This window comes from Intestinibacter sp., from assembly GCF_051866655.1.
GTDB lineage: Bacteria > Bacillota > Clostridia > Peptostreptococcales > Peptostreptococcaceae > Intestinibacter.
Genome location: NZ_JBJDXL010000039.1, coordinates 1 through 7,914 on the forward strand (window position 1 = coordinate 1; position 7,914 = coordinate 7,914).

Genomic DNA, 7,914 nt, shown 5'->3' on the forward strand with positions numbered 1-7,914 from the left:
CTTCATCAGATTTTTCACCACTAAGAAGTAATTTGACCATAGTTTTTATGTTTCTTACTTGAGAGAATTTAGTTCTTAGAGAGAAATAAACCCCTGTTAATAAACATAAATAAACTAACCAGTTACTCCACACGACGTTATTGACTGCATTTACTATATTTTCCATAAAACCCCTCCTAAATTTAAAGAAAATTTAGAAAACTTATTTTTTAAAAACCGTAAATATTTTTAATACCTTTAATACCTTAGATATACCTAAAATCTAAAAATATATATGATCGATAAGTATTGCGTATTTTTAAATCAAAAGTAAAAATAAATTCTATAAAACTATCCATATATATTTTTTTTAGAAGAATTAGTTTTTAAATAATAAGTTAACTTAAAAAAATAATATACCTATAATTATATTAACTAAAAAAATGATTTATGTCTTAATAAAAAAAAATATTTATGAAAAAAATATATAATATTTAGAAAATTCTAAATTAATTTAATATATTGATATTGTATATCAGCAGTAATATTTTTATATAGTATTGTAATTATATAAGAAAATCTTTATCTTAAAGATCCATAATGTTGATTTTCTTGAAATGCATGACGGAAATTATATTTATCCACAATTTCAAAGGAATATAATTTCCTATGCATTATAAAAATATTATCAATATGATAATTAAATGTAGAAAAATGTAGAAAGTAATTATTTATAAAATAAAAAAAGACATAACCATAAAGATTATGCCTTTTTAATCATTTGACTGATTGTTTTTTTATTAATTAATTATTAATTTTTATTATTAATCTTCTACTTCTACAACTTCTAGTATACCCATTGGACATGCTTTAGCACATTTTCCACAAGCGATACATTTACTAGGAGTATCTTTATCTTCAGCTTTAACTATTATTCCTCTTGGACATGATTCAACACAAGTTAAGCATCCAGTACATTTTTTCTTGTCGATTACATAAACGCCTTTAGCATTTTGAGAAATAGCTTGTTCTGGACATTTTTTAGCACAAACACCACATTGGTTACATGCTTGTACGTTTATAGATCCATCTTTTTTAGTAGTTATGTCTATACATCCTAAACCTTCTTTTTTGTAGAAAGCCATAGAACATTCTACAGCACAAGTTAAGCATGCTTGACATTGAGTTCTGTCTTTAACAACTAATTTTTTCTTCATATTCAAAATCCCCCCAATTTAAGTACTTTCTAATAATTATCTTAATAAATTAAGCAACCTAATTTTAGTTTATAGTAAATTTTGTAAAAAATCAATAAGATTTGCATTAAATCAGATAAGAAATTAACGAAAAATAAAATATATAAAATAATTAAAAAAAATATAATAATAGTATAAGTAATATGTCAAATTTCAATATAAAAAAATATAAAAGTATTTGTATTTTAGCGTTAAGTTTAATTTAAGATTTTGCTGATAATATATAAAAAAATATAAGTTTTAGGAGGTTTTTTATGAATAAAAAATTAATAAGTTTTTTATCGTTGTGTTCTTTAACTGTAACTTTAACTGCATGCTCGTCAAATTCATCAGTCAACAATACAAGTGAGGATTTGACATCGATAAATGGAATAGAACTTGAGACAATTGGAGAAATAGATACATATATAGATTTAAACGATAATATAAGTGTCGATGGGGAAGGTGCTAGTGTTGATAAAAACATTATTACTATAAATAGTTCGGGAACTTATAGTATAAGTGGTACCTTATCAGATGGACAATTAATAGTAGATGCAGGTGACAAAGACGATGTATATATAGTTTTAGATAATGCAAATATAACTTGTTCAGACAATTCGCCTATAAATATAGTAAATGGAGATAAAGTAATATTATCGACGGCTAAGGATAGTGAAAATAATATTTCAGATGGAGAAGAATATAATTTAGAGGAAAATATCGATGAACCAAATGCTGCGATATTTAGTAAATCGGATTTAGTTATAATGGGAGAAGGTTCATTAAATATAAAAGGAAATTATAACAACGGTATAACAAGCAAAGATGATTTAATAATTCAAAGTGGAGATATATTTGTGGAGGCTGCAAACCACGGTATAAAAGGAAAGGATTGTGTAGTTATTTTAGATGGGAATATAAAGGTTACTTCTGATGGAGATGGTATAAAATCAACTAATACAGAAGATTCTGATAGAGGCTATGTTCAAATAGAAGGTGGAAGTATTGATATAACTTCTGGAGAAGATGGAATTCAGGCTGAAACTAACTTAATTATAAATGAAGGAGATATCAAAATTTCTACTGGTGGAGGTAGTGAAAATGCCAGTACGAAAGAAGACTGGGGTAATTGGGGACCAGCAAACCGTGGTGGTCAAAATACTACAACATCTGATATTGATGAAGAAGAAAGTGCTAAGGGTATAAAAGCATCTAGCAGTATTGAAATAAATGGAGGAAAACTAGACATAGATTCTTCAGATGACTCTATACATTCAAATGGAGCAATAAAAATTAAAAATACTGATATAGATATAAAATCTGGGGATGACGGAATACACTCAGATGCAACCTTAGAAATAAGTGGTGGAGATATAGAAATCTCTAAATCTTATGAAGGAATAGAAAGTCAAGAAATTACATTGAGCGGTGGAAATATAAATATAACTGCAAGTGACGATGGTGTGAATGTATCAGGTGGAAATGACAACTCATCACAAAATAGACCGGGAGCGAATCCATTTGAATCAGATCAAGATGCAAAATTGACAATCAGTGGAGGTACAATTGTAGTTGATGCATCTGGTGATGGATTGGATTCAAATGGGACTATTGAAATGACTGATGGATTGGTAGTAGTAAATGGACCTACTAATAGTGGAAATGGGTCTTTAGATTATGGAAGTAGCTTCAATATAAGTGGTGGGACATTGATTGCAGCTGGAAGCTCAGGAATGCTACAAAATCCAAGCGATACTAGTGAGCAAAATGTAATATCTACAGTTTTAACATCTCAATCTAAAAACACTTTAGTTCATATAGAGGATCAAGATGGAAATGAATTGATTACATTTTCACCTAGCAAAGAGTATTCTTCAATTATTGTGTCTTCTCCTAATATAAAAGATAATTCTACATATAAAGTTTATATTGGAGGCAAATACAACGGAGAAAGTGAAAATGGAGTATATTCAGAAGGAACATATAGTGGTGGAGAAGAAGTAGGAAGTGTAGAAATTTCATCTTCAATCAATCAATTAGTACAAGAAGGAGCATCATCAAGTGGAAATATGAATCCACGAGGAGATATGAAACCTGGAAGTAATGGTGAAAAGCAAAGAGGTATGGGTAAAAACTTCTAATAAATAAAAATGAAATAGTATACAAAAAGGAAGTGTAAACAAAATAGATTTGACTCTATTTTGTAACACTTCCTTTTTTGAATGGATTATATAAAAAGCTTTGATTCTGATATTGAAGAGGTAAGACTTATATTTAAGTTACCGTTTTTACATCTAAGCTTATCTAATAGCTCCTTTGAGCTAGCATCTTGTTTTAATTTTATCAAATATGTAATTTCAAATAATGCACCAAAATCTCTAGTTCTAACTCTTTCGACACTATATGAATTTGTGTATTCATCTAATATACTATCGAATACACCTTCAAAATTAAGATCTTCTGGAACTACTATTTTTAATTCCATAGTTTTTTCTTTATTTATTCCGAAATTAACCTTTTCTAAAATTAACATCACTAAGCAAAGAACGAATGTAAATAATATTGAATATCCTATATATCCCATACCACATGCAAGTCCTACAGCAAGTGTAAAGAATATATATGCAATATCCTTTGGATCTCCAGGTGCACTTCTAAATCTGATTATTGAAAATGCTCCAGCTAAGCTAAATGCTCTAGCTACATTATTTCCTACTAATAAGATGATTATAGCTATAATAACCGGTAGCATTACTAAGGTTACTGAGAAGTTTGAACCGAACCTATCTTTATTGTTTGTTTTCATATAAGATAGGCTTATAATTAAGCCTAATACAATTGAAGTGACAAGCACAATAATTGCATTTATAAATGTAAATGATTCTCCCGATGTTGATGTTATAATACTTTCTAGCATAATTGTTCTCTCCTTTGATTATTAAGTTGTTTTTCTTTTGTGTAATTCATAAATTCTGTCCCATATTTTGAAAAATGAGTATTGTATATTTTTAATTCTGATAATATATGTGTAAACCATAGAGGAATAGATCCTAATATTTTTACCTCCATTAAATATTGATTTTTTTCTAGTATATCTTTCCCAAAATATCCTGCTTCAAGAGATAAATTTTCTCTTCTAGTTAGAATTTTAGAATCAATAGTCAGTCTAAAGTCTCTGTTATCTTTAGCAAAAAAAGCCTTTCTAGAATATCCAATAAAAACTGCTGGATGAACGTCATGGTTACTTAAATAGTATTCTATTTCGTTTAAAACTTGATTATTTACGTAGTCATCTGTACAAGGTCTAATTCCTTTTTCTAAAAAATCAATAGCCTGTTTAAAGGTAAGCACTATTCTTCTTTTGTTTACAATTCCATTTATTTTCTTTTTTAATTCTAAAAATACAATGTCCTCAGGCTTTGATGTGATTTTATAGCTTCTGAGACGTAATTTTTCTTTATAATATGGTTTTGAAATTGAATGTCTTATTACATCGTTATTATCGTTATCGTAGTAAATACTGTAGATATTGTAATTTTGATTGTTTTTACAATGTTCATCAAACTCCATGTAGTTTAGTATTTTAGGAATTAATAAATCGTATTGCTCTTGCGTTATAAGATATTTTTTTTCATAACGCTTAAAAGATTTGATTGCCATATTTTTTCACTCCTATCAAATTTATGTTAATAATATATGAAATCAACCTTAAATTTACCTTAATATGTGGACGATGTTTATTTCAAATTATCGGACAATATAATTTTTATATCGTATTTTTAATAAAAATAAGCTATATTATTTGAAGTAAGTGATATAATAATAGTCTAGTAGATTTAATATAGGAGATAATTTATAAATACATATAGGATAGATTATGATAGGAGGAAAAATGAAGGATTTAATAAATGCTATCGATAAAATAGTAGAGGGTGGAGCCTTTAAAATTGTTATAAGTAATAAAAAAAATAAAGATGAAAAGTACAATAAAATAAATGTGAATATTAAAGAGAGTAAAGATAAAGAATACTACCAAATCGAAAAATACACAGATAAACAGGTTTTTCATGAAAATATAGAAACTTGCTTAATAAAGGATAAGCTAATAGAGTATATGAGCACGAGTTATAAACAGTTATCTGCATGGAGTGAAGACTCTACATTTGATTTAAAAATATCTAAAAAGGGTAAAGTATTTTTGGGTAAGAAAAAAGCTGATAATTCAAATTTAATAAATAAAGATCACAATAAAAAGAAAAACTATATTTTAGAAGAAGGTATGATTATAGAGCCTTTAATAGATTTAGGCGTTTTTACTAAAGAAGGAAAGGTTGTAAAATCTAAATATGATAAATACAAGCAAATAAATAGATTTGTAGAGATAATAGATGATGAAATCAAGAAAAATAATTACAAGGAGCTTACTATACTTGATTTCGGATGTGGTAAGTCTTATTTAACATTTATACTTTATTATTATTTTGTTGAAATTAAAAAGATAAATGTCAAAATGATAGGTTTAGACTTAAAAGAAGATGTAATAGAAAAATGCAATGAAGTAGCTAAACGTTATAAATACGATAATTTACATTTTGAGCTAGGCGATATAAATGGGTACAAATACAATAATAAGGTAGATATGGTAATTACACTACATGCCTGTGATACGGCTACAGATTATGCATTATATAATGCTATAAAGTGGAATACTAAGATGATATTTTCAGTCCCATGCTGTCAACACGAATTAAATCATCAAATGAAAGCAGAAAATCTAGATATATTAACTAAATACGGAATAATTCAGGAGAGAGTAGCAGCTCTTATGACTGATGCAATTAGGGGAAATCTACTTGAGGCTGTTGGATATAAAACTCAGCTTTTAGAATTTATAGATATAGCTCATTCACCTAAGAATATTTTAATAAGGGCTAGTAAGTCAAATGTATCGAAACAGAAAGCAGAAAAAGCTTTAGATGAAGTAAATAAATTAATAAAGGAATTTAACTTCAGCCCGACTTTATATAATTTATTGAAAGAAGATAATTTGATATAATAAGTTTAAACTATGAATAGCTTGTTAAAAAAAGGGGGTATGAGGATGAAATATTTAAAAATAGTGTTTAATCGAATTTTTATATTTGGTCTTATGATACTAGTACAAGCTGTATATATGCTAGAATTGATAAAGAATTTTAGTGAGTATTCACAAGTAATGAGTGCTATATGTATGGTAATTAGCATACTAGTCGTCTTATTTATAGTTAATAAGGAGGATAATCCAGCTTATAAGATAGCGTGGATAATTCCTATTTTATTATTTCCAATTTTCGGAGGATTACTTTATCTATCTTTAGGGAACAAAAAACCTGCAAAAAAAATGAGAACAAAATTAGAAAAGGAGTACAACAGACAAAAACAGCTTATACATCAGGATGAAAAAGTTGTAAAAGAAATAGAATCACAGGATATGAGAGTCGCAGGTCAAGCTAAGTATTTAGCGCATTATATGGATTTCCCTATATATAAAAATACAGAGGCAGTCTACTATAAAAGTGGAGAAGAAAATTTCAAGGATTTAATTAAAGAATTAAAAGCTGCAAAACACTATATTTTTATGGAGTACTTTATAATTGCAGAAGGAGAAATGTGGAATACTATACTCGATATACTGGAACAAAAAGCGAAAGAAGGACTAGATGTCAGATTAATATACGATGATGTAGGGTGTATATCTCTACTACCTTATAAGTACGATAAAATATTAGAAGCTAGGGGAATAAAGTGCATGGCATTTAATCCATTTATTCCATTTGTTTCATTAGTTATGAACAACAGAGATCATAGAAAGATAACAGTAATAGATGGTCATACAGGATTTACTGGTGGAATAAATTTAGCAGATGAATATATAAATAAAAAAGAAAGATTTGGATATTGGAAAGATACAGGTATAATGCTAAAGGGTGAAGCTGTTTGGAACTTAACTACAATGTTTTTACATATGTGGAATTCCTTTAGATATACCGATGAGGATTACAGCAAATATAAACCACATATTCATATGGATGATCTTGTAGTAAATGATGGATATATCCAACCATATGGAGATACACCATTAGATGAAGAAATAGTGGGGGAAAATGTATATTTAAATATTATAAATAACGCTAAGAGATACGTATATATATTTACACCTTACCTTATAATCGACAATGAAATGATGACAGCTCTTTGCTTAGCATCTAAAAGAGGAATAGACGTAAAAATCGTAACTCCTGGAATTCCTGATAAAAAGACAGTATACAAGCTTACTAGATCGTATTACCATCAGCTACTAGAAAATGGAGTTGAGATATACGAATATACACCGGGATTTATACATGCTAAGGTTGTAGTCAGCGACGATGAAATAGCGACTGTTGGTACAATCAACTTTGACTATAGAAGCTTATATCTTCATTTCGAATGTGGAGTATTCATGTATAAGACAAAATGCGTGCAAGATATAAAACGAGATGCTATAGAAACTATTTCTAAAAGTAAAAAAATAGAAAAAGATTTCTTCAATGATAGCAAGTTTGATACTTTGTTTAAAGCTGTTCTAAGATTATTTGCACCACTTATGTAAATTGTTGACCTATTTTACTGTTATGATTTAAAATTAAATGTATAATACTTTAAAGGAGTGAGATTT

At 27.9% G+C, this 7,914-nt stretch carries 6 protein-coding genes; 3 read left to right on the plus strand and 3 right to left on the minus strand.

Translation table 11 applies throughout. From position 1 onward, the window contains the following. Positions 1–803 precede the first annotated feature (803 nt). The gene (locus ACI3VO_RS01160) at positions 804–1,196 is read right to left on the minus strand and encodes a 4Fe-4S binding protein (protein ID WP_439756144.1); all 393 of its coding nucleotides are present in this window, start codon (positions 1,194–1,196) and stop codon (positions 804–806) included. A 293-nt stretch (positions 1,197–1,489) separates the two neighbouring features. On the opposite strand from ACI3VO_RS01160, the gene ACI3VO_RS01165 reads away from it, so the two are divergent. Beyond that, positions 1,490–3,358 carry a carbohydrate-binding domain-containing protein gene (locus ACI3VO_RS01165; protein WP_439756145.1) on the plus strand — a complete coding sequence of 623 codons (1,869 nt, stop codon included), beginning with the start codon at positions 1,490–1,492 and terminating at the stop codon, positions 3,356–3,358. An 86-nt stretch (positions 3,359–3,444) separates the two neighbouring features. Here ACI3VO_RS01165 and ACI3VO_RS01170 read toward each other — a convergent pair whose 3' ends face one another. Then, the gene (locus ACI3VO_RS01170) at positions 3,445–4,134 is read right to left on the minus strand and encodes a DUF4956 domain-containing protein (protein ID WP_439756146.1); all 690 of its coding nucleotides are present in this window, start codon (positions 4,132–4,134) and stop codon (positions 3,445–3,447) included. Then, positions 4,128–4,877 carry a polyphosphate polymerase domain-containing protein gene (locus ACI3VO_RS01175; protein ID WP_439756147.1) on the minus strand — a complete coding sequence of 250 codons (750 nt, stop codon included), beginning with the start codon at positions 4,875–4,877 and terminating at the stop codon, positions 4,128–4,130. The genes ACI3VO_RS01170 and ACI3VO_RS01175 overlap by 7 nt, the downstream gene beginning before the upstream one ends. A 232-nt stretch (positions 4,878–5,109) precedes the next feature. On the opposite strand from ACI3VO_RS01175, the gene ACI3VO_RS01180 reads away from it, so the two are divergent. Together ACI3VO_RS01180 and cls are read left to right on the plus strand one after the other, a co-directional pair. Beyond that, complete coding sequence (locus ACI3VO_RS01180; RefSeq protein ID WP_439756148.1) at positions 5,110–6,273, plus strand: class I SAM-dependent methyltransferase; 1,164 nt, start codon at positions 5,110–5,112, stop codon at positions 6,271–6,273. A gap of 45 nt (positions 6,274–6,318) precedes the next feature. Then, a complete protein-coding gene (gene cls / locus ACI3VO_RS01185; protein ID WP_439756149.1) occupies positions 6,319–7,848 on the plus strand; it encodes a cardiolipin synthase in 1,530 nt (509 codons plus the stop codon). Positions 7,849–7,914 lie beyond the last annotated feature (66 nt).